The sequence below is a fragment of the Mucilaginibacter sp. BGA-UO-ETr-C110 genome, from assembly GCF_059567985.1.
In genome coordinates this window covers 5,257,337-5,283,066 of record NZ_JCAQPB010000002.1, presented here as the reverse complement: position 1 = coordinate 5,283,066, position 25,730 = coordinate 5,257,337, and the positions used below count along the sequence as shown (strand labels likewise).

Here is a 25,730-nt window from a genome sequence, read left to right as displayed (position 1 = left end):
AGTAATTATACCTGATGAAAGTTATCAAAGAGAAACACCCTTTAGCCATGCGTTGGACGCATTGGGTAAACTTTCCGATACTCTCCATTATGATCTGGAGCGGGATGCTGATCTATTGGGCCAATGATGAGTATAAAATAACGCTGTTCGGGTATACCTTTTTCAGCTTTTTCCCCGATTGGTTTTATAACGCTTTGCGTATCCCGCATCGTCTTTCGGAAGGGATGGCTTTTCACTTTTTGTTTATGTGGTTTTTTACGCTGAATGGCATTTTGTATGTACTGTATACCATCATATCGGGCGAGTGGCGCGAGTTGGTGCCGCAAAAAAAATCATTTAAAGAGGCCTGGCTGGTGTTGCTACATGATCTGCACATCCGCAAGATGGCGCCGCCTCAGAACAAGTATAATGCAGCTCAGCGTATTGCCTATACGGCTATCATTGTGATGGGGGTAGGCTCGGTTATAACCGGGCTGGCTATTTATAAACCGGTACAGTTTTATTACCTCACTTGGCTTTGCGGCGGTTACCATTTTGCCCGGATCCTTCATTTTGCGCTAACGATAGGCTATGTGCTTTTTTTTGTGGTCCATGTGGTGCAGGTGATCCTGGCCGGATGGAACAACTTCCGGTCGGTGATCTCCGGATTTGAAGTAGTGAACGAAGATCCTAAACCCATTATTGAAATTACACCTCCAAGTGATGAAAAACCCATTCAGTAAAAAACATAAAGCCCCTAAAAAAACGCTTACCGTTGAACAGAAGATTTCGAGGCGTAATTTCCTCTCGTTCGGTACTTTTATTGTAGCCGGAAGCGTAGCTTATGGCGGCTGGAAATGGTTATACAATGCGCCCGAAGAAGCGCGAACCGTAACGGCGGGTGCCCACGCGCCTTTGAGAAGGGCTTTGAATAAAACAGAGCTGGCCTTTCGCCGCGTATTTAACAATAACAACCTGGTTAAAACCTATCCCAAAGAAATGGCGGCCAAAAATGTACGCCATAACAGCGACATCGGTTCAGAAGGGAAAATAGATATTGATGCCTGGAAACTGCAGGTAAAAAAACATACCGGTGAGGTATTGCAGATCACGCTGGATGACATTAAAGCTCTCCCCAAAACAGATATCATTTACGACTTTAAATGCGTGGAAGGCTGGGATCAGATATCGCACTGGGGTGGTGTAAAGTTCGTCGATTTTATCAATCATTTTAAGCTCGATGCCGAAACACAATTACAATATGTGGGCTTGACAACCCCCGATAAAGAGTATTATGTTGGGATAGACATGCCCAGCGCTATGCACCCGCAAACGCTGCTGGCTTATGAGGTTAATGAAATGCCGCTACCGCCAAAACATGGCGCCCCTCTGCGGTTGATCATTCCGGTTAAATATGGCATTAAAAACCTAAAACGGATTGGCAGCATGAGTTTTAGCGATAGTCGTCCGCCGGATTATTGGGCCGAACAGGGGTATGATTATTATTCGGGGTTGTAAAACAAAATTACGCGTCATTGCGAGGCACGAAGCAATCTCTATGCTGTACAGAGCCGACGGACTTGGCGTATACCCGCTCTTGGCCGCGGGAGGGCCAGTCACTTTTTCTTGATAAAAAGTAACCAAAAATCAAGTCACCAGAAATGCTTCTTTGCCGCACATGGCCTTTGCCCTGCAAACCGGACAGAACCACGGACTGCTAAACCTTACCTCTACTTCGTTCGCTCATTATCCCCGCTTCGGGTAACGTTCGCTATGCCCCTGCAACCGCACAGGCCAGCATTGTTCTACCCGCTTTCGCCCGAAGCTGTTCTGCTGACGGGAAACTCATTCTGTTAATCCTGATTCAGACAACCCGCGTTAGGGATAGCAGCGGATACCGGCCCGGCGCCTAATGCCTGCAGGCGTATGAGCGGATAGCCCGGGCCGAAGGTAACGCCCGGATGATGTGTGATTCCTCCAAACCCATATTCATCAATCCTTTAACGATTTATCTTTTCAGAAAAATCAATAATTCATTAAATCAAAACGTATTCAATTTATCCATCATTTGTAATCTGCATATTTGCACATCCGCACATCCATATAATATTTGCATATTGCATATATGCCGGCTGTTAAACTGCCACTTTCAAAACAACTTGCTTACGCCTGTGGAATGATAGGCTGGAGCATCATGACCAATATTATCATCGTGATGCTGCCCTACTTTTATTTGCCACCTTCAAACGCCGGGCTAATTCCCCTGGTGCCCCAGCTGCTTGTTTTCGGTGTGTTTAATATCATGTCGCTCATTGCTGCTTCTGGCAGATTTGTTGACGCTCTGTTCGATCCCTTTATCGCATCTTTAAGTGATAAAAGCGAAAACCCTAAAGGGCGCCGCATTCCCTTTATGAAATGGGCCATTATACCCGCGGTTGTTTTTTGTTCTCTTACCTTTTATCCGCTGGTTAAAGGCGAAAGTATTACCAACGCGATGTGGCTTACTTTTACGCTCATCTGTTTTTTTATGGGGGCAACGGCCTACATTATTCCCTATAACGCCCTGTTGCCCGAATTGGCCCATACCGGTGCCGAAAAGGTAAAGCTATCATCATTGCAGCAGGTTGGTTTTGTGGTCGGCATTATTATATCTGCCCTGGTCAATAACTTTGCCGATCTGCTGCAGCACATCCTGCATACCCCCAACCGGGATACCGCCGTACAACATACCATTTTGGGTCTGTGCATTTTTGCCGGCCTGGTGATGCTGGTACCGGTTCTGGCTATTGATGAGAAGAAATATTCGAGAAGTGTGCCTACGCACTTGCCTTTGCTTGCGGCCATTCGCTTAACTTTTAGCAATGGTAACTTTAAATACTACCTTATTTCCGATTTTTCGTACTACATGGCCCTCAGCATCATATCAAGCGGTCTGCTGTTTTTTGTAACGGTTCTGTTGGGGCTTCCCGAATCAATGGGTGGTATATTGATGGGATCCATGGTGTTGTTTTCATTGGTGTTTTACCCGCTCATCAATTACCTGTCCAAAAGGATAGGTAAAAAATCGATCATGCTTTTTTCGTTTGGTTTGCTAAGTCTCATTTTTGTAGCCATATTTTTCCTGGGAAAACTCCCGTTATCGCCAACGGCGCAGGTTTATATCCTGGTGTTAAGCACATCATTCCCGCTGGCATCGCTGGGGATATTACCCAATGCCATCCTGGCCGAAATTGCCGAGAACGACGCCAAAGAAACGGGCGAGAACAGCGAAGGGATGTTTTTTGCGGTGAAATATCTTTTTGTAAAACTGGGACAAACCCTGGGTATAGCACTTTTTGCCTTTTTAACCGTATATGGTAAAGATCCCGGGCACGACTATGGCCTGCGGCTCAACGGCATTTGCGGTTGTGTACTTTGCATACTCGCTATGGTCTTTTTCAGCCGCTTTCGGGAGCACAGGGTAAAATGAAAAAACAGATTCTGGTCTTTTTATTATCTTTAGATCGCCTGTGAAGTTAGTATCTGCAATGAAAATAAATTTAAAGCCAGTATTTAAAGCCCTTTCTTATTTATGTACCGTGTTTATAGTTGGCAGCTGTCATCAGCCCGATACTAAAAAGCAAAACGATGTTGTGGCTAGCAGTACAGATACTATTGCCCACAAACTCCCGGTAAAAGCCATGCATGATGATCTGTCCATACTTTGGGCTGTTATTAAAGAAATGCACCCCGCCTATGGTGTTTTTACCCCGCCGGATAGCCTGCGCCATACTTTTGATCATGTAGTAGCCTCTATCAATCAACCTTTGTCCGAAACTGATTTTATAGCACACGTTTACCCTTTTATAAGTAATCTGCGCTGTGGGCATACGCAGGTAAAGTATCCTGTAGGATATAAACCATCGGGCCCCTCGTCTCCCCGTTTGCCCTTTGAGGTACTGGTGAAAAACCATCACGCCTGGATCACTAACCATTATTCCAATGAATTAAATACCGGCGACGAGATCATCAGCATGAACAATACCCCGGTTGCTGCCATTATTGATCACGGATACGACCTATATGGCGGTGATGGATATAATGAAACATTTAAAGAGGTGTTTTTAAGCGAATATGGCGGCTTTGAGGATGCCTGTAACAAATATTACCATTGGCAACCTCCCTATCATATTACACTGCGTACCAAACAAGGTAAATTAAAAACGCTTGAATTTGATGCCCTCGCCCCTGGCGCCACATTAAATACGCCCGCAGCAAAAAACAACAGTTTGGCCGATTGGACAGAGTCAAAAAATACCGATTATTTACCCCTGCGCTTTTTAAAAAATAAATCGACCGCGTGGTTTGTCACCAAGCCCTATCAGTATGCCGATACCAACATTTATAAGGAGGCTTTTAAAGAGATACATCAACGGGGGATCAAAAGCCTGATCCTGGATATGCGACATAATACCGGCGGCGATATCCGTGTGGCTATCCGCCTGTTATCGTTCCTGGCCGATAGTTCATTCAGCATTGTTAAGGATGTAAAGGCCCGTATCCCAAATCCCGCTATCAGCCGTTTTGAACGCTATTTTGATACCGCCCGCACATCCAGCTTTAACGAAGGTTTTGAGCCTGGGCCGGAGGATGGTACTTATTATCATATCAAATTCAGGCCTACTGCCTGGGGCCAGCTTTATGGCAGGTTGCCCTTATACAAGTCTGATCGTTACAAAGGGAAATTAGTGGTTTTAATTGATGGAGCCACATTTTCGTCAGCTGCTTTGTTTACCGCCGCATTGAAGGCTCAGCGTAAAGATGTGGTGTTTGTTGGCCGCGAAACTGCCGGTAACGAGCAGGCTTGCAGCGGGGGCACCATTCAACATTTAACTTTGCCCCATACCCATGTTATTGTTGATTTCCCCTGGATGCGTTTTGTATCAGCTGCTAAACGTTATGATTTTGGCCGCGGCATTATGCCCGATTACCCGGTGGAGTACAGTCCGGAAGACATTGTGAATAAAACAGACCCCGATTTGCAAAAAGCTTTAAGCCTGATACGCTAACTCTTGCTGTTTAAGCAAGGGTTTAATCTGTTTGCCTTGCTGTGCTTCTGCTGCGCAAGCAAACAGGAAAGATACTGCTAATGCTATCAGCAGTCCCTTTATCATATTGATATCGATCTTCATTTCCATATTGTTTAAAATCCACGCAGGAAGCGACCGGGTATGAAACAACAAAACCATCGCTTTTAAGTATAAAACGATGGTTTGTGTGTAATGTGCTATTGTAACAGAATTTTTAAACTAAGTTCTTTTTAATGTAGGTAATGCTTTGGGTGATACTATCAAAAGGATCGCCGGGGCAAACATCCTGCTCCACAAAAAAGTATTTTAAACCTGCTTTATTGGCCTGGGTAAATATCTTTTTAAAGTCGATAATACCATTGCCAACCTCGGTGAATTTGCGCTCGGGGGTTTTATCCAGATCTTTCACATGCCATAGCGGGAAACGGCCCGGATGCTCATTAATTAAAGCGATAGGGTCCTGGTTGGCTTTGGTTAACCAGTACAGGTCTATTTCAAATTTTACCAGGTTTTTATCGGTTGCGGCTAACAGGATCTCGTAAGGGTATTTGCCGTTTTCCTGTACAAATTCAAAATCGTGGTTATGGTAGCAAAGCTGTATACCTGATTTTTTGCAGATCTCGCCCGCTTTGTTAAAATCTTCGGCTATTTTTTTATAATGATCCAAATTGCCGCGCTCGGGTGTTGATAAATAGGCGCATACCATGTATTTAACGCCTACCTCGGCTGCATCGGCTACTGCTTTTTCCCAATCATTCAGGATAGTGCCTTTTTGTGAGGCACCGTTCACCTGCTCTTCGCCCAGGCGGTAATGCGCGCTTGGCATGATCAGGCCGTTTTGTTTTAAAAGCGCTTTGAATGCTTTAGCGTCCATGCCGTAAAACAATTCGTTGCCGGTGTAGGTAGCGCCCTCTACCGAGGTATAGCCAACCTGGGCAACTTTGGCCAAAGCCGCTGCCGGGTCTTTTGACATGGCATCACGTACGGTATACAATTGCAGGCCGATATACTTTTTATCGTAAGCAAATAAGTTCGGAGCCGCTAAAAGTCCGGCAGAAATTAATGCCGAAGTTTTGAGAAATGAACGTCTGGTTGTCATCGATTTACTTTTAATTGGTTAATGTAAATATAGTGTATTATGAACACTAAAAGCAAACACTTATTATCAGTTCATCAGTTTAATTAAACCTGCGAAGCCCCTGTTGGCTGTAACAATGTTGATGTAATATGCGATACCAGCTTGGCATCGGAGTAATCGGGGATGCTGCTTACCTTTTTCCATTCCGGGTCGGAGCCAAAAGCTTTCCAGTGCGCGGCCTTGGCATCCAGATCATCAAACGTGATCATATAGATGAGGTTAGGGCGATGATCGCCGATGATGGTTTCGCCAAAAAACACCGGATTAAACCCCAGCTTTTTAAAAATATCGATCTCGCCGGCATCATTAAACATCTCCAGTTTCTTTTTACCCGCGCTTTCGGTGGCATGTTCATACCGGCGCAGCTCAAAAATACGCTGACCTTTTTTAGGTACCTCCATTTGTGGCATATGTGCAAAGGCTTTTAACAAGGAGCTCTCGATACGCTCATAAGCTGGCTCGGTGGCAGGAGCGGTTAAATAAGGAGCTCCTTTTTCCAGGTAAACCGGGTCGAGGTTAAGTTTTTCCTGCACGACTAAAAAATCGGCCAGGCTGCTGAAAGGGATGAGCGCGTAAATTTTGGTTTGCCCTTCGGGTTTAAGCTCGGTGAATACGCCGATGTTTTTACTGCCCAGTTTATTCAAAGCCGGGATAGCCGCATTCTGAAAATAATCTTCTACCAGTTTTTGCTGCGCTTGGTTTTTTAAAATATAGGTACGCAACTCGTAAAACTCGGTACCCTTTTTTTCTTTTACTGTTGATGCCATGCTGCTATGGGTTGATATGCCGGCTGCCGCTGCCGTTAAAGCCGAGGCCTTCAGGAATGAACGTCTTTTCATGGATTAGGTGGTTAATAATAAAATAAAGGTAGCAAGATAAAGGTAAAACGATAGTAAAGAATATGTCAATGACATAAGGGGGCTGTCATGCTGAGCCTGTCGAAGCATGGTGGGCTGGCCTCTGCGCTCTACCCTTCGATAGGCTCAGGGTGACGGCCCTATCTTGTTACTTGTTTAAATAGTACCTCTTCCTGAACCAGAAAGCGAGGTTAACCAAAGCGATCAAAGCAGGCACCTCCACCAGCGGACCGATAACGCCGGCGAACGCTTCGCCGGAATTGATACCGAACACACCGATGGCTACCGCGATAGCCAGCTCGAAATTATTACCCGTGGCGGTAAATGCGATGGAAGTGCTTTTGGAATAATCGGCTCCGAATGATTTACCAATAAAAAAGCTCAGCAGGAACATTACGGCGAAGTAGATAACCAGCGGTATAGCTATCCGCACAACATCAAAGGGGATGTGTACAATAAGACCACCTTTAAGACTAAACATCAGCACAATCGTAAACAACAAGGCGATCAACGTAATCGGTGAAATAAAGGGCACATATTTTTGCAGGAACCAGGCTTCGCCTTTGATCTTTATGAGTGTATACCGACTAATGATGCCGGCAGCGAAAGGGATCCCCAGGTAAATACCCACGCTTTTGGCTATCTCGCCCATGGTAATATGTACTGCCAGGCCTTTAAGACCGAACAGCGGCGGCAAAATGGTGATGAAAACCCAGGCATACACGCTGTAGAGCAACACCTGGAAAATGCTGTTCAGTGCGATCAATCCGGCGGCATATTCGCGGTTACCTTCGGCAAGCTCGTTCCATACCACTACCATGGCTATGCAGCGGGCCAGACCTATCAGGATCAAACCTACCATGTAAGCCGGATGGTCGCGCAGCAGGGTGATCGCTAAAAAGAACATCAGTATTGGTCCTACTACCCAGTTCAGCATCAAAGAGGCGCTTAATACTTTGGTATCCTTAAATACCTGGCCCATGTTTTCATATTTTACTTTGGCCAAGGGTGGGTACATCATCAGGATCAAACCGATAGCCAGTGGAACATTGGTTGTACCGCTGGAAAATGAATTGATGAACCCGGCCGATGAAGGAATAAAATAGCCTACTGCTACCCCTACGGCCATTGCCAGGAATATCCAGAGCGTAAGGTACCGGTCCAAAAAGCTCAGCTTTTTACGCTCCATCACCGGTGCGCAATGTTCAACCGGCATGGGATGTTTTTAAGTTCTCGTTCACAAAATTTTGCGTGTATTGCCTGATCATTTCGCGTACCTGCCTGAATTGCTCCATGATCTCGTCCTCGGTGCCGGTTGCTTTTGCCGGATCGGGGAAGTTGTAATGCAGTTTTACAGCCTTAGTCGGGAAATATGGGCAGCTCTCCTTAGCGTTGTCACAAACGGTGATCACATAGTCGAAATCAATATCCAGGTATTCATTAACGTTGTTGGAGGTATGATGCGAGATATCGATACCATCGCGTTTCATGATCTCGATAGCCCGTGGATTAACGCCATGGGTTTCGATCCCGGCGCTGTAAATATTGGCCTTATTGCCTGCAAAATGACGTAAATAACCTTCGGCTATCTGGCTGCGGCAGCTGTTTCCGGTGCAAAGCACCAATACATTCTTCATATCCGTATTTTTTAGTGTTTTTTTCATGACGATGGCAGAGACCGGGCAAACATGGCTGAACTCCGATGATTGCTGCACCTCGGCCGGGACTTCATCCCTGCTGATGCGAAGAAAGCCTTTCCGGTCAAAATAAGCTGATGCCGTTTCCGTAAGCAGGTAAAGCGCCACGAGGCCTTTTGAACCGCTTTCCTCAGCTATGCGTTGTAGCAGTTGCTGCGCGATACCTGAGTTTCTGAATTCGGGGTGTACGGCAAGTGAGCGCAGTAAACCAAAACTTCCATAAACCTCCAATCCGGCAACGCCAACAACTTTTTGGTTCTGTGTGGCTACCAGGAAATCATTTAAATTATCCGGAAGGTCATTTGCTGGTAGCTTTTGCGACTCCAGCAATGCGATGATCTCCTGCCGGTAAGGTTGTGCCTGTTCAATGTTCATATCTGTATTCGTAAATATTTAGCAACAGCCCGAACCCGGTGTGCAGCAAGCTTCGGCTTTAACAGCGAGGTTCTTTAATTCTACTTTTGGCTTTGCAGGCTCTGGTGCACAGCATTCCTCGCCTTTTTCATTAGTCCCGCAACTCCCGCCGCGACTGATCGCCTTGCACTGCACGGCATCCGGGCGCAGGTCGATGATGAGGTTATCACCGCTCACGATCATATCTCCCGGAAACATCTGGCGCGTATCAAATTCCGAATTGCCAAATTCTATTTTAACCGTTCCATTAGGATTGAGCGGTAGCATCTTTTCAACAATATCCACAATGGACAAAGCCTTTTTTACCTTCATAGATCGATCCTGCTGTTCAGCCTCGGGAACCCATAATTGTACAATGATCTCGGTCCAGGCATTCATTACACCGCCGCAATCAACCGAGGTGATAGGCGCCTGTTTAATTTCGGTGATGTGGTAAGCGGCGTCCACCAGTTTACCTTCGGCATATTGAAATTGCAGTTCCAGTTCCGGGTGCTGTAACAATGTTTCTTTAAATGTTGCCCAGTTGATGGCTTCTACTTTGTTCATGATGGTTATATTTTATTATTGCAATATTGCGATTGATCGGGATAAAAAATTTTAACAACAACTATTCAGGTCCTTGTAAGACGAGAATAACACATTTAATTCAGTTTGTAAATTACTCCAGGCTTTGGGCTCTATACAATAGCAAACGCTTACGCCTTCTATGGTGCCCTGTATCAATCCCGCGTTTTTCAACTCCTTAAGATGTTGCGAAATGGTGGGCTGCGCCAAACCCAGCTCATCGGCCAGATCGCCGCAGATGCAAGCTTTGGCCGCTATAATGTGCTGCAATATGGCAATACGCGCGGGATGTGCTATAGCTTTTAACTGCACGGCCAACTTGTTTTGTTCGTCGGTAAATATTTCTGTTTTGGTGATTCCCATAATATATATTGCAATATTACGATTAATATCGATTTGTCAAGAATTATTTTTTAATTTTTGCGATATATTCGATTCTCCCTGATGTGCTCTTATCTCTATCTCTCTACACGTCATTGCGAGGTACGAAGTAATCCCCTTTATACAGAGCGGATAATGCATATTGTAGAGCGCTCAATTGCCGCTAAGGCTGTTACTTTTGTCTTGATACAAAAGTAACCAAAAGATCAAGTCAGCAGAAATGCTTCTTTGCGCTCTTGGCCTTTGCCCTGCAAATCAGGCAGAACCACGGGCTGCTAAACCTTACCGCCACTTCGTTCGTTCAATTCCCTCGCTTCGGCAAGGTTTGCTAATGCCCCTCCGGCCGCACAAGCCTCCATAGTTCTGCCTGCTTTCGCCCGAAGCTGTTCTGCTGACGGAAGAAGAAATTATAAGGAATCTTTTTCCCATCCCCTCTTTCCGGCGAAGCCGAAGAGAGGGTGGTCCAGCGAAGCGCAGATCGGGTGAGTCGTCTGCGCCGGGCAAAACAGCCCATCGCCATTAACCCTCCCACCGCCAAGCATGTATATCCATCAATTAAGTAGCGCTTTTTACATATAAAACACATTCTTTTCCCTAAACTTGCATTAATAAGAGGCTGTTTCCTACAACAGCGGGCATAAAACATGAGTGAAGATTTTTACGAGCAAATTTTTAACAAGCAGCAAAAGCTTGAGGCTGTGCCGTCGAACAAGGAGATCACCAAATGGGCGCTCCAGGTAATTCATTTGCTATATCCGGAGCAAACCGGTAAAGTATTTGCCGATGTGGCCGCGCTTAAGGCAGAATTTACCCTGCTGGAGAATGAGCTGTGCCACATGATGGAGGTGACCAAAGGCTGCGACGATTGTGATAATAAAGAACGCGCCAGCCGCTTTTTTAAAGGCTTGCCAGAACTATTCAGGGTGTTGAATACGGATATCCAGGCCATATTTAATGGCGACCCGGCTGCCCGCAGCGAATTTGAAGTGGTGCGCACCTATCCCGGCTTTTTTGCCATATCCTTATATCGCCTGGCGCATAGTTTGTATACTGATAATGTGCCTTTGATCCCCAGGATACTGACCGAATACGCGCATTCCAAAACAGGCATCGATATACACCCTGCTGCCCAGATTGGCGAGTATTTTTATATCGACCATGGAACCGGCATTGTAATTGGCGAAAGCGCTGTAATTGGTAACCATGTAAAATTGTACCAGGGTATTACCCTGGGCGCGCTGAGTGTGGATAAAAGCATGGCTAATACCAAGCGTCATCCAACCGTTGAGGATCATGTGGTGATATACTCCGGCGCTACCATCCTGGGCGGCGAAACCACCATAGGGCGAAACAGCCTTATTGGCGGTAACGTATGGCTTACTAAAAGCGTACCCCCGTATTCGAGGGTGTACCATAGCCCAAGTCACCGGACACTGAAAAGCGACGAGGTATAGCTAATTATCACTTACCGATATTTTATAGCTATTCACCGGGAGTTTATACACCCTCGCCTTGCTGTGTAATTAAAGTAGGTTGTTTTTATTCATTATTGTAAATAATAAATCACCATCAGTTATTATTTACAATCCGTAAAATGAAACCTTTTATTGCAGCAGCTTTTCTTTATCTGAGCTTTACCGGTTTAAGTGCCGATGCTCAAGATAAAAATACTCTATTGAGCGATAATAAGCTTAAAAGCCGGATAGATTCAGCTGTTGATCTGGGGGCAAGACATTATATGGATACACCCAATACCGTTGGCTTATCTATAGGGGTTTATAAGGATGGTAAAACATATACCTACAATTACGGCGAAGTAAAGAAAGGCACGGGGCAACTGCCTACAGCCGATAACTTTTACAATCTGGGCTCGGTTGCCAAAACTTTTGTTACTACGATGCTTGCGGAAGCGGTAGTTGAAAAGAAGGTATCACTTCATGACGATATCCGGAAATATTTACCCGGCAATTATCCCAACCTGGCATTCAACGGACATCCGATCAGGCTTGTTGATCTGGCTAATCATACCTCCGGACTGCCCGGCACAGCGCATGTTTTCCCGGCTTCGGTAAAGGATAGCCTCAGAAAACTGAGTCTTCCCGATCAATTGGATTTTTATAATGTTTACAAGGCCGATAGCTTGCTTAAAGATCTGCATCGCTTAACACCCGATACTATACCGGGCACAAAATACCGATATAACGGCAATGGGATGATGGTATTGATATTATTGCTGGAGCGAATATATCATGAATCGTATGAGCAACTGGTAACCCATTATTTAAAAACACACCTGGATATGCAGGATACCAAAACGCAGATCCCCTTAAACAGCACGCGTTTGGCACAAGGGTATGACCGGAACAATAAGCCGCAACCCTACCTTAATTTGGTTGATTATTATAATGGCCCCAGCATGAACTCTACCATTCATGATATGCTTAAATATATAAAGGCCAATTTAGCTGAGCAGGATCCTGCCATAAAGCTTACTCACCAGCCAACCTGGAAAGACCCGGAAGGTGCAACCATTGGTTTGGGCTGGATGATAGATACAGATGATAAAGGCACCAGGGTCATTCACCACGAAGGCCACACCGGCATCGGCTTTAATACGCTTTGCCTGTTTTATCCGGGGAAAGGTCTGGGTTATATTATCATCGTGAACGATAATATCAGTCAGGAACGCCTTTCCGACTTGCAAAAAAGTATACAGCAGCATTTAGATCAATAGCCGGTACTATCATATCATTTTCATAATCATACCTGTTTTTAATTAGTAGTACCTAAAGCAAAATATTCAGCTTAATTTAGCTTTCATACAAATAAAATTATGGCTGGTATTATTGATATCATAGGAAATACGCCCCTGGTTGAAATACAAAAACTGAACCCCAATCCCAACGTAAAAATATACGCCAAGCTGGAGGGTAATAACCCTGGCGGCAGCGTGAAGGACAGGGCCTCGCTCAACATGATCCGCAGCGCTATTGAACGCGGGGACATCAAACCGGGGACTAAACTCATTGAAGCTACCAGCGGCAACACGGGCATCGCGCTAGCTATGATAGCCCGCCTGTTTGGACTGGAGATTGAACTGGTGATGCCCTCCAACTCCACCCGTGAGCGTACCTTAACCATGGAGGCTTACGGTGCTAAGGTAACCCTGTTGGAAGGTATTGAGCTTTGTAGGGATTATGCCGAAGAAAAAGGCGCTACCGAAGGATATTTCCTGCTGAACCAGTTTGCCAATCCCGATAATTACATGGCCCACGTAAAAACTACCGGTCCAGAAATATGGCGCGATACCGAAGGTAAGATCACCCACTTTGTAAGTGCTATGGGTACCACCGGCACTATTATGGGCTGCTCGCGCTATTTTAAAGACCAGAATAAAGATATACAGATCATTGGCTGCCAGCCTACCGAGGGTTCATCCATCCCGGGGATCCGCCGCTGGCCCGAAGCGTATCTGCCAAAAATATTTGATGCCAGCCGGGTCGACCGCGTAATGGATATCTCCGAAGCAGAAGCTACCCAAATGGCCCGTGAAATGGCCAAAACCGAAGGCATATTTGCCGGCATGAGCAGTGGCGGGGCCTTATCTGCTGCTATCAAACTGGCCGCTGAGCTAAAAGAAGGCGTCATCGTATTTATCTGCTGTGATCGTGGCGACAGGTATTTGAGTAGTGATTTGTTTGGGTAAAAGAAAAGGTAAGAATCTTGTCATCCTGAGGAACGAAGGAGAGAATCTTTACGAAAGATATTCAAAAAGCCAGGCCCGTGCGATTCCTTCCCTCGGGAAGGGGAGGAAGGGGTTTCAATGCTGGCTGAACAATAACTTTGTCATCCTGAGGAACGAAGGATCTTCTTCAACAGGTCTATCGTATACCCGCTCTTGGCCGCGGGAGGGCCAGTTACTTTTCCTTGATGAAAAGTAACCAAGACCGAGCGTAGCGAGATAATGAGGACCAAAAAACAAACAACAGCGAATAAATCAAGTCACCAGAAATGCTTCTTTGCACTCATGGCCTTTACCCCGCAAATCAGACAGAACCACGGGCTGCAATTATTTGCCCCGCTTCGCTCGCGCAATGCCCCTGCTTCTGCAAAACTTGCTATGCCCCTGCCACTGCACAAGCCACCATGTTCTGCCGGCTTTCGCCCGAAGCTTATCTGCTGACGGAAGGGAAAATATGCTAAAAATTTCCCTCCCCTCTTTCCGCCGCAGGCGAAGAGAGGGATGTCCAGCGAAGCGCAGACAGGGTGAGTCGTCGCCCGCGTCCAATTGAACGGGTTTTCATACCTGCTCCACCAGATTTTCCGATAATTTTTCGTATATTTATATATTAAACAGCCCGCTTGTCTTTTCAGGAGACAAGCGGGCTGTTTGGTTAAAGGAAAAAGAGGATAACAACCAATCAATTTTCGTTTAGTTATTTGACAATCAATTATTTAATGCTTTTTAAACCTTTCCAAATCCACCAAAAATTTGTTAAAAAGTGTTAAAATGGCGTTAAAGCTTTATTAAAAGGGGGATAATTAAGCGTTTTCACCTCGTTTTTGACTAAAAAATTGTTAAAAGTAAAGGTTTAAAAAGTTTTGGCTACTTCAGTTTCCTGGCGGTCACTCCCTCGTTGGTGATCTTTACGGGTTGAATGTTGCCATCCTTGTCAAAGTACATTTTGTCGATACACATCACCCGGTGGTTGGCATCTGTTTCGGTAAGCGGACGGCGATGGTAAACAATATACCATTCATCCGTACCCGGTACATTGATCACTGAGTGGTGACCCGCGCCGGTGGCAATGCTGGCATCCTGCTTCAGGATAGTGCCGATGCGCTTAAATGGGCCAAAAGGGGTATCGCCAATGGCATAGGCCACCCGGTAATCCGGACCGGTCCAGCCGCCTTCGCTCCACATAAAGTAGTATTTGCCCTTGCGCTTAAACATCACCGGGCCTTCTACATAGCCTTCGGGGGTTATTTTCTTATAAGTTACGCCATCTTCAAAAGGTTCAACACCTGTAAAATCGTTCTTTAGCTTCACGATATTACACTGGCCCCAGCCGCCGTATATCATATAATACTGGCCGTTATCATCCCTGAAAACAAATTGGTCGATAGGTTGGGCTTTGTTGATGATCTGGTCAATAAGGGGTTTGCCCAGGTAGTCTTTGAACGGGCCTTCGGGTTTATCGCTTACAGCCACACCTATGCCGCCTTTTTCATTATTGTTCTGGATATCATTAGCTCCGAAGAACAGGTAATACTTGCCATCCTTTTCGGTAACGGCAGGGGCCCAAAGCGCGCGCCTTACCCACTTAACGCCACTGGTATCAATAATATGGGGATGCTTGGTCCAATGCACCAAATCTGGCGATGAAAAGGCATCCATAAATACCTGCTCGTTGTATTTGGCAGAGTAGGTTGGATACAGCCAGTACTGATGATTGAATATTTTGGCTTCCGGGTCGGCATACCAACCCTCAACTACGGGATTGCCGGATGTTTTTTTGTTTTGCGCCTGGGCACTAACAGCAGGAATTAATAATGTTACGCCTAATAGTACGCTTAAAAGCAGCTTTGGGGCTGTACTCCTGTTCATTTTTGGGTATTGGTATTATTACTCTTTGGCTTTTTTTTATTGAAGCGCCTGTTGGGTTTTCTTTTATTGTCTGATTGATCAGTGCTATGGCTATGACTAGGCTGAATAGCGGCCAGTTCATCGGGTAAACCCACCAGGCGAATAGGGCGTTCTATGAGCTGCTCAATGTTCTTAAGCTTACGCTCATCGCGGTGATTCACAAAGGTGATGGCTGTGCCGGTAGTTGCCGCACGGGCTGTACGGCCAATACGGTGAATGTAATCTTCCGGATCGCCGGGAACATCATAGTTGATCACCAGGTCGATACCTTCCACATCAATACCGCGCGACAAGGCATCGGTACCGATAATTACCGGTAACTGTTTGTTCTTGAACTGCAGTAATATCTCCTCACGCTCGCGTTGCTCCAGGTCGGAGTGAAAGGCGTTGGCGTTAATTTTTATGGCTTTGAGCTCTTTGTATAATGATTTGACGATCTCCTTGCGCGATGCAAAAATGATGGTGCTGGCATAGGCAGAATCGCGCAGGATAAGCTGCAGTAAGGGTGTTTTCTGCTGATCATGCAAACGATAGATCTGCTGATCGATACCTACTGCGGGCTGCGATAGCGCGATATTGATTTGCTCCGGCTCTTTCATAATGGCCTTGGCTAGTGCGCGGATGCGGCCTGGCATAGTGGCCGAAAAAAGCAGCGTTTGCCTGTTTTTGGGCAGGTAACTGATGATCTTTTTGATATCGTCAGAAAAACCCATGTCCAGCATGCGATCGGCTTCGTCCAGGATCAGGTGGGTAAGATGGTTCAGCTTTAAAACCCCCGATGTAAGGTGGGCAATCAGCCTGCCGGGTGTGGCTATAATAATATTTACATTATTCTGGATACCCCGGCGTTGCTGCTCGTAAACGGCACCATCGCCACCGCCAAATACGGCTATGGAGCTGATGCCTGTAAAATACGCCAGTCCTTCTACCTGCTGATCAATTTGCTGGGCAAGCTCACGTGTAGGCGCTAATACAAGCGCGCTGGTATGGTGTTTATTACTATTGCTGATGAAATTTAATATGGGCAGCAAATAAGCGCCGGTTTTACCGGTACCGGTTTGCGCGCAGGCAATAAGATCATGCCCTTTTAAAACAACGGGTATGGCCATTTCCTGTATAGGCGTTGGGGTGTTGAAGCCCATACTTTGTATGCCCTCGAATAATTGTTCGTTGAAATTGAAATCCTGAAACGTCACTATGTTCTACTTGGTGTGTTACGCAAGGTATAAAAAATTGTTGTTTTTACAGCAATTTTGGAGCAAGGAGCAAGGAATAAGGGTATTTGGAGTAAGGATGCATGGAATAAAGAGCAAAGATTTTTGGAATAAGGAGCAAGGATGTATGATTAAATGTCCTTGCTCCTTGTTCCAAAAGGCCTTACTCCCACTAAGAGTGTATATAGTTTTTTAACTGCTCAATAGTTTCTAATTGCGACAATATGGTTTCTTTAACCAGGTCATTGATGGAAATAATGCCACACAGCGCATCATCAATAAAAACAGGCAGATAGCGGATATTGCTTTCGCTCATGATGTGCATACAGGTTTCAATGGAGTTATCGGGAAGTATGCGGGGTAAGCCGGTACTCATAATATCCCTTACCAGGGTTTCATGAGATGATTTCCCCTTCAGGATCACTTTACGGGCATAATCCCGTTCGGTAAGCAGACCGGCATATTCGCCATCCTCCAATATAACCACCGAGCCGATGTTTTCATCAGCCATTAATTTTAATGCTTCCAAAACTGATTTACCAGCATCAATGGTAACTATGCGGCCGCCTTTGCGGGCAAGGATATTTGAAACTTTTATCATGGCTCTTAGGTTAAAATGAAGAATTGGCTATAACCAAATATAACAAACAGAATTGAAAAACAAGTGATGCCGGGGCTATAAATATCAACAATTCAGCATTTTATCAGAGCTTGGTCATCTAATTGGCATATAGGCAGCTTTTACGTTTGCTTGACACTGCGTATGTCACTTAAAAAAGAATAATATCTAATATTGCCCCCATAGTTTTTAACAGTATTTTAACATAGTACGACTGGAAATTATTGATTTTAATTCATTACTACCGGTCAAAATAATACATACTACATTGATCAATTTTTTACCCCACAAAGCGCGGTTTAAAAACAACGCTTACCATATTAATATAATCTCTGCCTTAAAAGTAATTTGCTGCCTGGTTTGCCTTGGTTTACCCGGTATATCAATAGCTAAAGGTATCACGTCTAAACTGTCATCTGTAGTAGTGGCTGATACCACAGCCGATTCCATCCTGTTAAAACAGCGGCTCATCAACAACGCTTTTGATAATATCTTTATAGAAAACCTACGGACATCCGAGGGCGGTAATGATTATTTTAACAAGGTAAAAACCCAGCTAACCGCCGATCTGGCGCCCAACTTTATATTGTTCCAAACGCCTAAATCCCGGTTTTTTGCCGTGTTCACCGCGCGGGTTAAAATACGTTTGCTGGCATCAAGAGGAGCGCCGGTAAAATCGCCAAGCTTTATGCCGGGGGCTACCATATTTTACCGGTTGAATGAGGATACGTATAAACCAAAGTTCCTGTCTTTTGGCTACTCTCACCACTCTAACGGAGTAAGGGGGCCTTCACTAAATCCCGATGGCAGCTTTAATCGCGACAGCGGAAAATTTACCACCAACTTTTATACGCTTACCTATTATACAGGTAAACGGATCGATAAAGAAAATCTGATCATTAACCGTTACGATAATATAGCCCTTGAAGTACATGCCGGTTTATTTGGTCTGGGTGTGTCTGAAGGGTTAAAGGATCATTATGGATTTATCAGGATTAATGGTAGCCGTATGTATAACCTGGCTAAGGCCTATGATGATCCCCTGGAGAAGGGTAAAAAGGTGTACAAAAACTGGCAGCGTATCCGTTTTGATTTTACTTACATTGCTGATAAGTACGACAATTACTCGGCGGTTGATTTCAAGAAACGCCTTAACGTAAGTTTAAAGTATTATTACCAGTTTCCTTTTATGCCGAGCACCGCCCTGATGTTTGGCGGGGGGTACCGCGGGCAGGATGATTATAACCAGTTTTTTGAGGATAGTTATGGCTATATAACGGTTGGTTTGGCATCAGACCTTTCTTTCAATTTTGGGAAACATTAAACCAAAAAAGGGGGGCGCTTTTATATAACCAGATTTTTACACGGCTATTCACAGCTGTTTGTAATTTATTTTTCATATAATCGTTTTAGCATTGAAAAAAAGCAGATATATTTATCCCAACCTAATGGTATATCTTAATTAAATCTAAAACATTTATAATGAAAAAGACACTTTTGAGCCTTATGGCTATCCCTGTGCTTCATTTTGCGGTATCGGCCCAAACCAAAGGCTTTAAACCCTTATTTGATGGTAAAACAACCACCGGTTGGCATACCTATTTAAAAACCGGTTCTGGTGCCTGGAAAGTTGTTGACGGCGCGTTGCAACTTGACCCTAAAGCCGAAGGCCAGGGCGATTTGATCACCGATGGCGAGTACGAAAACTACGAGCTGAAACTGGATTGGAAGATCTCTGAAACAGGAAACAGCGGGATTATTTTTGGTGTGCACGAAGATCCTAAATTCAACGAAACTTACCTTACCGGTATCGAAATGCAGGTGTTGGATAATGTAAAAGCCAGCGATAATAAAAAAGCAAATCACCTTGCCGGTTCTTTATATGATATGAAAGCTCCTTCTGCCGATGTGGCTAAGCCAGCCGGCGAATGGAACTCTGTAGTATTGCGTAAAAAAGATGGTCATCTTACTTTTTGGTTAAATGGGACTAAAATAGTGGAAACCGAAATTGGCAGCGACGAGTGGAAAGAATTGCTGAACAACAGTAAATTCAAAAACTGGACCGATTTCGCGAAATATCCAAAAGGCCATATCGCATTGCAAGACCACAACCACGAGGTTGCATTCCGCAATATTTACATCAAGCAGTTATAATATTTAAAAATGTTTATGTTGTAACGCTTTGCGTTCAATATATTTATACCATAAAAACCAAATGAATGCAAATGCATGCTTGCGCGTGCATTTTTTCTTCTCTTAACAGAGGACACACCTGATATTATATGAGCGATCTACAAATCAAGAAATCAGCAGAAACTTACGATGTAGTAATTGTAGGTTCTGGAGCTGGTGGCGGTATGGCTGGTTATGTGTTAGCCAATGCCGGTGTAAAAGTGTTAATGCTGGAGGCCGGAGCATATTTTGACCCAGCCAAAGACTCACAACAATTAAAATGGCCATGGGAATCACCACGCCGTGGTGCGGGCACTACCCGTCCTTTTGGTGATTTTGATGCTGCCTACGGCGGATGGGAACTGGAAGGCGAACCTTATACCACCAAAGACAAAACAGAATTTTTCTGGTTCCGCTCGCGTATGCTGGGCGGGCGCACCAATCACTGGGGCCGTATCTCATTACGCATGGGCCCGCATGATTTTAAGGCCAAGGATGGCCTTACAGACGACTGGCCAATTACCTATGAGGAAGTAAAGCCATACTATGACAAGGTTGACCGTATGATAGGTGTTTACGGTACCAAAGAGGGTTTAGAAAATGAGCCTGATGGTATCTTTTTACCTCCGCCAAAACCAAGATTGAATGAACTCTATATAAAACAAGGTGCAATAAAAGCGGGTGTAACCACCATTGCTGGTCGTGGTTCGGTTTTAACCGAAGCCCTGCCAGGCAATAAAGATCGTGGAGCATGTTTTTTCTGCGGACAGTGTGGTCGTAGCTGTAAAGTTTATGGCGATTTTTCGGCATCATCATGTTTGGTTATCCCTGCTGTAAAAACAGGTAACCTAAAGGTGATCACCAATGCAATGGTGCGTGAGGTGTTAACCAATAAAGAAGGATTGGCTACAGGTGTATCATACATCAGTAAAGAAGATATGCAGGAATACCAGGTAAATGCCAAAACGGTAATACTTGGTGCCAGTGCCGGCGAGTCAGCAAGGATCTTGTTGAATTCCAAATCAGCAGCACATCCGGGTGGTTTAGCCAACAGCAGCGGTGTAGTAGGTCGTTATCTGCATGATTCAACCGGATCAAGCGCCGGTGGTTTCCTGCCACAACTGATGGATCGCAAACGCTACAACGAAGATGGTGTAGGCAGTGTGCACATCTACTCGCCATGGTGGCTGGATAATAAAAAATTGGATTTCCCTCGTGGTTACCACATCGAATATGGTGGCGGCTTACACATGCCATCATACGGTTTTGGCAGCGGCATCCATAATATGAATGGCGCGGTGCCAGATCGTAATGGCAAAAAGAAAGAGGCTGGTGGTTATGGCGCTTCATTAAAAGATGATTACCGTCGTTTTTATGGCACCCAGTTTGGTATGGCCGGCCGTGGTACAGCTATAGCCCGTTATGATAACTATTGCGAAATTGACCCTAATGTGGTTGATAAGTATGGTATCCCGGTATTGCGTTTCCATTATAAATGGGCTGATGACGAGATTAAACAGGCTAAACACATGCAGGAAACCTTCCAGGAGATCATGCATAATATGGGCGCCATGTACGGAGGTCCGCAAGGCGCGGATACCAATTACGGTTTAGAGGCTCCGGGCAAGATCATCCACGAAGTAGGAACCATACGTATGGGCGACGATCCTAAAAAATCAGCGTTAAATAAATGGTGCCAGGCACATGATTGCAAAAACCTGTTTGTGGTTGATGCTGCTCCGTTTGTTCAGCAGGGCGATAAAAACGCTACCTGGACTATCCTGGCCCTGTCTATGCGTACCGCTGAATATATTTTACAGGAAAGAAAAAAATTAAACGTTTAACAAGCCCCAATAAAAATTAGTTATGAACAGACGTGACTCCCTAAAAGCGATAGGCTTTGGTACACTCTCAGCAGGATTATTACTGGAAGCCTGTAAAACCGATAATAAAAAAACAGGTGAAGAGGCTGCATCAACAGCAACCGCCCCAGAAGCCGGTCGCCAGCCTTTTGAGGTTGAACGCGATAAAAAGCTGAACGCTGATAAATTCTTTACAACTGCGGAAATGGCTACCATAACCGTTTTGGTGGATATTATTATCCCTAAGGACGAAAAATCGGGCAGCGCGACAGATGCCAAAGTGCCTGACTTTATCGAATTTATTGTAAAAGATATGCCTCAGCACCAAACTCCCCTGCGTGGTGGTTTGCGCTGGCTCGATCTGCAATGCCTGAACCGCTTTGGCAAAACATTTACCGATAGCAGCCATGCGCAACAGATAGAGCTTATCGACCTGATTGCTTACCCTGGTAAAGCAACGCCGGATATGGCCCAGGGGGTAGCATTCTTTAACCGTATGCGCGATTTAACCGCATCTGGCTTTTTCACCAGCGAAATGGGTGTTAAGGATATTGGCTATGCAGGTAATGCTCCCGGAAAATGGACAGGCGTACCGCCAGAGATACTGAAACATTACGGTATGGAGAATGTATAAAAAAGTATCAGCTAACAAATAATATCAAAACGCCGGGTGATAAAATCACCCGGCGTTTTTTTGTAACAAAATTCAAGTAAGGCAATTTTTTTCACCTTTAAGAAAATTTGCAAAATACTGATAATTAGATGATTGAAATGAATTTCATATTTGAATTATCATTATTTTGTCAATTAGTAGCAGGTCAATATACCATTTTGGCAATTTGATACGTTTATCTACTTTGTAGGTTCACACCTGCAAATAGTGATAAGGTTTAGGTTTAAAGCCCCCAAGCAGCGAGTGCAAGGGGGCTTTTATTTTATGCTCAATTTTGTCACGATGCTCCTGATAATAAATTGCTTTATTTGTTTCCTGAAAGAAATAGAGAAAAGGTGCCCCAGGCAACTTTTTCTATCTTTTACTGTTGAAATTTAATCATATAAATGAGCGATCTGAAAAAGAAATTGCATGATCAATGCGTAAATTATGTGCGTAAAAGCATGGATGCTGCAGAATTAGGTATTAAAGAAGCACAAAAAGCATCAAATGAAGATACCAAAAGTAGCGCCGGGGATAAATATGAAACAGGCAGGGCCATGATGCAGCAGGAAACCAACCGTAATTTAACCCAGCTGAACGAAGCCAATAAATTAATGGTGGCCCTTAACCGCATCAGCACGAATGGTGAGGGTACTAAAGCTGAAACCGGTAGTGTGATCACGACGAATAATGGCAATTTTTACCTGGCTATAAGCGCCGGAAGTCTCTCTGTTGACGGAAAAACCTACTTTGCGGTATCTCCAGCCTCACCTATCGGTACCTTACTCCTGGGGAAAACAGCGGGCGATAGCTTCAGCCTCAATGCCAAACTTTACATCATCCAGTCAATAAATTAAGGGATCAGACCCGGTATGTAAAGCGGAATCTTTAACGCAAATGTGTATTATTTTGTTTTAGTTAAAGGATATTTTAATTATTAAAAAAAAATAAAAACGTTCATTCACAAATTCTTGCAGTAATCATCAAATATCTATTACTATATTTGATGTTAACAAAACGAGGCAAGTAAAAAAAGAACCTTGCTATTATAAATTAAAAATTGATGAACATATTTGCAGGAAGCCTTCCTTTTCAATTAGAGGAAGCCGATTTAAAAGAGCTTTTTGAAGCGTACGGTGAAGTAAGCACCGTAAAAATAATTATTGACAGGGAATCCGGAAGAAGCAAGGGTTTCGGATTTGTTGAAATGCCTGATGATGAGGCTGCCCAATTAGCTATTACCGGCTTAAATGGCTCTGAAGTTAGAGGTCGTTCGATAGCTGTAAGCCAGGCTGAAGAGAAAAAAGCAACTGACCGCAGAAGCGGCGGTGGTGGCGGTTACGGTGGAAACCGTGGCGGCGGTGGCGGCTACGGCGGTGGAAACCGTGGTGGCGGTGGCGGCGGCTACTCAAAAGATAGTAACAGAGGCGGCGGCGGTGGCGGTCGTTGGTAAATTATAAGTTAAAATAAAACACCGGGGCTACATTACCCGGTGTTTTGTTTTAAAAAGTACTGTCTTAGATCGGTTTGGGGCATTTTTAATGGCTGGTTAACTTACCGGCAGTGTATTTCTATATGTATTAGTCAGCTAAACCTTAGCTATACCCCTTATTCCAACAAAAATTCTACTGTTTGCTACTCAGGCAAAACAATTCTGTTTAATAAAACAACGTTTTTTTAAATCATTAAGCTTCCAGGTCTGATATTGTCAACCGCTTATTAGGCAATCCCCCCTCTGTGTTCATTTTTTTGCTGCCAATAATTATGTAAAACATTTTTTACCGGTTGATGCTTTCTAATAAAAATACCTAATTTAACATGATAATTAAGCCTATTTTTATGGAAAGCAAAGAAAGCCTTGTCATGCCCGAAAACGAGCAGGATATAGAGGATAACTCAAGAAGAAACTTCCTTAAACAATCATCTTTATTAACAGCTGTAGCGCTTACCCCGGGAATAGCCGTAAAAGCAGCCGATTTACACGTTGATGAAGAAATTGCAGCTGTTTTTGAAAAATTGCCATTAAAAATGCAGGTGAATGGCAAGCCGCAAAACCTTTCGGTTGAGCCCCGCTCCACTTTGTTGGATATTTTACGCGAACAACTTGATCTGACGGGAACCAAAAAAGGCTGCGACCATGGGCAATGCGGCGCCTGTACGGTGCATGTAGATGGCCGGCGGGTAAATTCCTGCTTAACCCTGGGTGTTATGATGAATGGTAAAAAGATCACAACAATTGAAGGTTTGGCCCATGGCGACCAATTACACCCCATGCAGGAGGCTTTTATAAAACATGATGGTTTTCAGTGTGGTTATTGTACTCCAGGGCAGATCATGTCGGCGGTAGCATGTATCCGGGAGGGACATGCCGGTTCAGAACATGAGATACGGGAATACATGAGCGGGAATATCTGCCGCTGCGGGGCCTATCCTAATATAGTTAATGCTATACAAGAAGTTAAAAATGGAGGGCAAGCCGTATGAAACAGTTTCAATATGTTTGCCCGGCCACAAAGCAGGCCGTACTGGATGTGATTAACAAACCTGGTACAAAAATAATAGCCGGAGGCACCAACCTGGTTGACCTGATGAAACGGGGCGTTACTGCTCCCGATAAGCTGGTTGATATTAATCATTTACCGCTTAAAAATATAACTTCAACAACCAAAGGATTATATATTGGCGCGCTGGCTTTAAATAGTGTCGTGTCTGAAGATAAACTGGTTGTCGAAAAACAACCGCTTTTAGCCATGGCACTCAAATCCGGGGCATCGCCGCAGTTGCGTAATATGGCAACAGTTGGTGGTAACATGATGCAGCGTACACGTTGTGGTTATTTTTATGACACCGCGATGCCCTGCAATAAACGTGTTCCTGGTTCAGGATGCGGAGCTTATGAAGGTGTTAACCGGATGCATGCCATTTTTGGAGCCAGTGAACAATGTATAGCAGTTCACCCCAGCGATATGTGCGTGGCCTTGGCCGCCCTGGATGCGGTAGTGATCATTGCCGGAAAAAAGGGCGAACACCGGGTACCATTTACCGAATTTCATCGCCTGCCGGGCGATCATCCCGAAACGGATAACAACCTGGCCCCCGGAGAGCTGATTGTTGGCATGGAAATACCTGATAATAACCTGGCAAAAAACAGCTATTACTTAAAGGTGCGCGACAGGCAATCATATGCTTTCGCCTTGGTATCAGTTGCTGCGGCTTTGGATATTAAAAATGGGATCATACAAAATGCCCGCCTGGCCATGGGTGGTGTAGCGCACAAACCCTGGCGTTTGTTTGACGCCGAAAAAGCACTCGTTGGCAAAAAAGCTTCCGAAGAGAACTTTCAGCAAGCGGCTCAACTGGCTATGCAGGGTGCCAAGGCTTATGGATACAATTCTTTTAAATTAAAGCTGGCACCGGCCAGTATTACCGAGGCTTTAAAACATGCCGCGGGCTTAGTTTAAC

The 25,730-nt window shown here is 44.7% G+C and carries 25 protein-coding genes and 1 pseudogene; 15 read left to right on the top strand and 11 right to left on the bottom strand.

What is annotated here, in order from left to right:
* Positions 1–14 precede the first annotated feature (14 nt).
* The 4 genes from AC57BQ_RS22720 (at position 15) to AC57BQ_RS22705 (ending at position 5,027) form a co-directional block, all read left to right on the top strand.
* Positions 15–722 (top strand): cytochrome b/b6 domain-containing protein, encoded by a 708-nt coding sequence (locus tag AC57BQ_RS22720; protein WP_496408434.1) that lies wholly within the window; start codon positions 15–17, stop codon positions 720–722.
* Positions 703–1,497: a molybdopterin-dependent oxidoreductase gene (locus AC57BQ_RS22715; RefSeq protein ID WP_496408433.1), complete on the top strand. Its 795-nt coding sequence runs from the start codon at positions 703–705 to the stop codon at positions 1,495–1,497. The genes AC57BQ_RS22720 and AC57BQ_RS22715 overlap by 20 nt, the downstream gene beginning before the upstream one ends.
* 607 nt (positions 1,498–2,104) lie before the next feature.
* Positions 2,105–3,448: an MFS transporter gene (locus AC57BQ_RS22710; RefSeq protein ID WP_496408432.1), complete on the top strand. Its 1,344-nt coding sequence runs from the start codon at positions 2,105–2,107 to the stop codon at positions 3,446–3,448.
* Positions 3,449–3,506: 58 nt separating this feature from the next.
* Positions 3,507–5,027, top strand: a complete 1,521-nt coding sequence (locus tag AC57BQ_RS22705) for a S41 family peptidase (protein WP_496408431.1) — start codon at positions 3,507–3,509, stop codon at positions 5,025–5,027.
* On the opposite strand, the gene AC57BQ_RS22700 is transcribed toward AC57BQ_RS22705, so the two are convergent.
* The 8 genes and pseudogenes from AC57BQ_RS22700 to AC57BQ_RS22665 form a co-directional block, all read right to left on the bottom strand.
* On the bottom strand, positions 5,010–5,150 hold the full coding sequence (locus tag AC57BQ_RS22700) for a hypothetical protein (protein WP_496408430.1): 141 nt from the start codon (positions 5,148–5,150) through the stop codon (positions 5,010–5,012). The two genes, AC57BQ_RS22705 and AC57BQ_RS22700, sit on opposite strands and share 18 nt — an antisense overlap.
* A 112-nt stretch (positions 5,151–5,262) precedes the next feature.
* Positions 5,263–6,147: a sugar phosphate isomerase/epimerase family protein gene (locus AC57BQ_RS22695; RefSeq protein WP_496408429.1), complete on the bottom strand. Its 885-nt coding sequence runs from the start codon at positions 6,145–6,147 to the stop codon at positions 5,263–5,265.
* An 83-nt stretch (positions 6,148–6,230) separates the two neighbouring features.
* On the bottom strand, positions 6,231–7,025 hold the full coding sequence (locus AC57BQ_RS22690; RefSeq protein ID WP_496408428.1) for an NIPSNAP family protein: 795 nt from the start codon (positions 7,023–7,025) through the stop codon (positions 6,231–6,233).
* 166 nt (positions 7,026–7,191) lie between these two features.
* Positions 7,192–8,259, bottom strand: coding sequence for an ACR3 family arsenite efflux transporter (gene arsB, locus AC57BQ_RS22685; RefSeq protein WP_496408427.1), 1,068 nt, complete (start codon positions 8,257–8,259; stop codon positions 7,192–7,194).
* Positions 8,249–8,680, bottom strand: a complete 432-nt coding sequence (locus AC57BQ_RS22680) for an arsenate reductase ArsC (RefSeq protein WP_496409490.1) — start codon at positions 8,678–8,680, stop codon at positions 8,249–8,251. The genes arsB and AC57BQ_RS22680 overlap by 11 nt, the downstream gene beginning before the upstream one ends.
* A gap of 30 nt (positions 8,681–8,710) precedes the next feature.
* Positions 8,711–9,115, bottom strand: a pseudogene (arsN2, locus tag AC57BQ_RS22675) (arsenic resistance N-acetyltransferase ArsN2); the annotation flags it as partial.
* An 18-nt stretch (positions 9,116–9,133) separates the two neighbouring features.
* Positions 9,134–9,700, bottom strand: coding sequence for a DUF6428 family protein (locus AC57BQ_RS22670; RefSeq protein ID WP_496408426.1), 567 nt, complete (start codon positions 9,698–9,700; stop codon positions 9,134–9,136).
* A gap of 51 nt (positions 9,701–9,751) precedes the next feature.
* Complete coding sequence (locus AC57BQ_RS22665; RefSeq protein ID WP_496408425.1) at positions 9,752–10,081, bottom strand: ArsR/SmtB family transcription factor; 330 nt, start codon at positions 10,079–10,081, stop codon at positions 9,752–9,754.
* Positions 10,082–10,743: 662 nt separating this feature from the next.
* On the opposite strand from AC57BQ_RS22665, the gene epsC reads away from it, so the two are divergent.
* From epsC to cysM, 3 genes are all read left to right on the top strand, one after another.
* Positions 10,744–11,553: a serine O-acetyltransferase EpsC gene (gene epsC / locus AC57BQ_RS22660; protein ID WP_496408424.1), complete on the top strand. Its 810-nt coding sequence runs from the start codon at positions 10,744–10,746 to the stop codon at positions 11,551–11,553.
* A 140-nt stretch (positions 11,554–11,693) separates the two neighbouring features.
* The gene (locus AC57BQ_RS22655) at positions 11,694–12,833 is read left to right on the top strand and encodes a serine hydrolase domain-containing protein (protein ID WP_496408423.1); all 1,140 of its coding nucleotides are present in this window, start codon (positions 11,694–11,696) and stop codon (positions 12,831–12,833) included.
* Positions 12,834–12,932: 99 nt separating this feature from the next.
* Positions 12,933–13,805, top strand: coding sequence for a cysteine synthase CysM (gene cysM, locus AC57BQ_RS22650; RefSeq protein ID WP_496408422.1), 873 nt, complete (start codon positions 12,933–12,935; stop codon positions 13,803–13,805).
* Between the two features lie 900 nt (positions 13,806–14,705).
* Here cysM and AC57BQ_RS22645 read toward each other — a convergent pair.
* The 3 genes from AC57BQ_RS22645 to AC57BQ_RS22635 all read right to left on the bottom strand — a co-directional run bounded on the left by AC57BQ_RS22645 (position 14,706) and on the right by AC57BQ_RS22635 (position 17,561).
* Positions 14,706–15,707, bottom strand: a complete 1,002-nt coding sequence (locus AC57BQ_RS22645; protein WP_496408421.1) for a glycoside hydrolase family 43 protein — start codon at positions 15,705–15,707, stop codon at positions 14,706–14,708.
* On the bottom strand, positions 15,704–16,942 hold the full coding sequence (locus tag AC57BQ_RS22640; protein ID WP_496408420.1) for a DEAD/DEAH box helicase: 1,239 nt from the start codon (positions 16,940–16,942) through the stop codon (positions 15,704–15,706). The genes AC57BQ_RS22645 and AC57BQ_RS22640 overlap by 4 nt, the downstream gene beginning before the upstream one ends.
* Positions 16,943–17,132: 190 nt before the next feature.
* A complete protein-coding gene (locus AC57BQ_RS22635; protein WP_090472891.1) occupies positions 17,133–17,561 on the bottom strand; it encodes a CBS domain-containing protein in 429 nt (142 codons plus the stop codon).
* Between the two features lie 286 nt (positions 17,562–17,847).
* Here AC57BQ_RS22635 and AC57BQ_RS22630 point away from each other — a divergent pair, with 286 nt between their 5' ends.
* The 8 genes from AC57BQ_RS22630 to AC57BQ_RS22595 all read left to right on the top strand — a co-directional run bounded on the left by AC57BQ_RS22630 (position 17,848) and on the right by AC57BQ_RS22595 (position 25,729).
* Entirely contained in the window at positions 17,848–18,903 is a 1,056-nt protein-coding gene (locus tag AC57BQ_RS22630) for a hypothetical protein (protein ID WP_496408419.1), read from the top strand.
* Between the two features lie 158 nt (positions 18,904–19,061).
* Positions 19,062–19,733, top strand: coding sequence for a 3-keto-disaccharide hydrolase (locus AC57BQ_RS22625; RefSeq protein WP_496408418.1), 672 nt, complete (start codon positions 19,062–19,064; stop codon positions 19,731–19,733).
* Between the two features lie 128 nt (positions 19,734–19,861).
* Positions 19,862–21,595, top strand: coding sequence for a GMC family oxidoreductase (locus AC57BQ_RS22620; RefSeq protein ID WP_496408417.1), 1,734 nt, complete (start codon positions 19,862–19,864; stop codon positions 21,593–21,595).
* Between the two features lie 22 nt (positions 21,596–21,617).
* Positions 21,618–22,247, top strand: a complete 630-nt coding sequence (locus tag AC57BQ_RS22615; RefSeq protein ID WP_496408416.1) for a gluconate 2-dehydrogenase subunit 3 family protein — start codon at positions 21,618–21,620, stop codon at positions 22,245–22,247.
* A 425-nt stretch (positions 22,248–22,672) separates the two neighbouring features.
* Complete coding sequence (locus tag AC57BQ_RS22610; RefSeq protein ID WP_496408415.1) at positions 22,673–23,125, top strand: 3-oxoacyl-ACP synthase; 453 nt, start codon at positions 22,673–22,675, stop codon at positions 23,123–23,125.
* A gap of 206 nt (positions 23,126–23,331) precedes the next feature.
* Positions 23,332–23,721 (top strand): RNA-binding regulator, encoded by a 390-nt coding sequence (rbp, locus tag AC57BQ_RS22605; protein WP_090472897.1) that lies wholly within the window; start codon positions 23,332–23,334, stop codon positions 23,719–23,721.
* Between the two features lie 386 nt (positions 23,722–24,107).
* Complete coding sequence (locus AC57BQ_RS22600; RefSeq protein ID WP_496408414.1) at positions 24,108–24,752, top strand: (2Fe-2S)-binding protein; 645 nt, start codon at positions 24,108–24,110, stop codon at positions 24,750–24,752.
* Positions 24,749–25,729, top strand: a complete 981-nt coding sequence (locus tag AC57BQ_RS22595; RefSeq protein WP_496408413.1) for an FAD binding domain-containing protein — start codon at positions 24,749–24,751, stop codon at positions 25,727–25,729. The genes AC57BQ_RS22600 and AC57BQ_RS22595 overlap by 4 nt, the downstream gene beginning before the upstream one ends.
* The last annotated feature ends 1 nt before the right edge of the window (position 25,730 follow it).

What these genes read in the sequence shown, in the direction of transcription:
- AC57BQ_RS22720 (WP_496408434.1), top strand. Translation starts at nt 15, where the DNA reads ATGAAAGTTATCAAAGAGAAACACCCTTTAGCCATGCGTTGGACGCAT.
- AC57BQ_RS22715 (WP_496408433.1), top strand. Translation starts at nt 703, where the DNA reads ATGAAAAACCCATTCAGTAAAAAACATAAAGCCCCTAAAAAAACGCTT.
- AC57BQ_RS22710 (WP_496408432.1), top strand. Translation starts at nt 2,105, where the DNA reads ATGCCGGCTGTTAAACTGCCACTTTCAAAACAACTTGCTTACGCCTGT.
- AC57BQ_RS22705 (WP_496408431.1), top strand. Translation starts at nt 3,507, where the DNA reads ATGAAAATAAATTTAAAGCCAGTATTTAAAGCCCTTTCTTATTTATGT.
- AC57BQ_RS22700 (WP_496408430.1), bottom strand. Translation starts at nt 5,150, where the DNA reads ATGAAGATCGATATCAATATGATAAAGGGACTGCTGATAGCATTAGCA.
- AC57BQ_RS22695 (WP_496408429.1), bottom strand. Translation starts at nt 6,147, where the DNA reads ATGACAACCAGACGTTCATTTCTCAAAACTTCGGCATTAATTTCTGCC.
- AC57BQ_RS22690 (WP_496408428.1), bottom strand. Translation starts at nt 7,025, where the DNA reads ATGAAAAGACGTTCATTCCTGAAGGCCTCGGCTTTAACGGCAGCGGCA.
- arsB (WP_496408427.1), bottom strand. Translation starts at nt 8,259, where the DNA reads ATGCCGGTTGAACATTGCGCACCGGTGATGGAGCGTAAAAAGCTGAGC.
- AC57BQ_RS22680 (WP_496409490.1), bottom strand. Translation starts at nt 8,680, where the DNA reads ATGAAGAATGTATTGGTGCTTTGCACCGGAAACAGCTGCCGCAGCCAG.
- AC57BQ_RS22670 (WP_496408426.1), bottom strand. Translation starts at nt 9,700, where the DNA reads ATGAACAAAGTAGAAGCCATCAACTGGGCAACATTTAAAGAAACATTG.
- AC57BQ_RS22665 (WP_496408425.1), bottom strand. Translation starts at nt 10,081, where the DNA reads ATGGGAATCACCAAAACAGAAATATTTACCGACGAACAAAACAAGTTG.
- epsC (WP_496408424.1), top strand. Translation starts at nt 10,744, where the DNA reads ATGAGTGAAGATTTTTACGAGCAAATTTTTAACAAGCAGCAAAAGCTT.
- AC57BQ_RS22655 (WP_496408423.1), top strand. Translation starts at nt 11,694, where the DNA reads ATGAAACCTTTTATTGCAGCAGCTTTTCTTTATCTGAGCTTTACCGGT.
- cysM (WP_496408422.1), top strand. Translation starts at nt 12,933, where the DNA reads ATGGCTGGTATTATTGATATCATAGGAAATACGCCCCTGGTTGAAATA.
- AC57BQ_RS22645 (WP_496408421.1), bottom strand. Translation starts at nt 15,707, where the DNA reads ATGAACAGGAGTACAGCCCCAAAGCTGCTTTTAAGCGTACTATTAGGC.
- AC57BQ_RS22635 (WP_090472891.1), bottom strand. Translation starts at nt 17,561, where the DNA reads ATGATAAAAGTTTCAAATATCCTTGCCCGCAAAGGCGGCCGCATAGTT.
- AC57BQ_RS22625 (WP_496408418.1), top strand. Translation starts at nt 19,062, where the DNA reads ATGAAAAAGACACTTTTGAGCCTTATGGCTATCCCTGTGCTTCATTTT.
- AC57BQ_RS22620 (WP_496408417.1), top strand. Translation starts at nt 19,862, where the DNA reads ATGAGCGATCTACAAATCAAGAAATCAGCAGAAACTTACGATGTAGTA.
- AC57BQ_RS22615 (WP_496408416.1), top strand. Translation starts at nt 21,618, where the DNA reads ATGAACAGACGTGACTCCCTAAAAGCGATAGGCTTTGGTACACTCTCA.
- AC57BQ_RS22610 (WP_496408415.1), top strand. Translation starts at nt 22,673, where the DNA reads ATGAGCGATCTGAAAAAGAAATTGCATGATCAATGCGTAAATTATGTG.
- rbp (WP_090472897.1), top strand. Translation starts at nt 23,332, where the DNA reads ATGAACATATTTGCAGGAAGCCTTCCTTTTCAATTAGAGGAAGCCGAT.
- AC57BQ_RS22600 (WP_496408414.1), top strand. Translation starts at nt 24,108, where the DNA reads ATGGAAAGCAAAGAAAGCCTTGTCATGCCCGAAAACGAGCAGGATATA.
- AC57BQ_RS22595 (WP_496408413.1), top strand. Translation starts at nt 24,749, where the DNA reads ATGAAACAGTTTCAATATGTTTGCCCGGCCACAAAGCAGGCCGTACTG.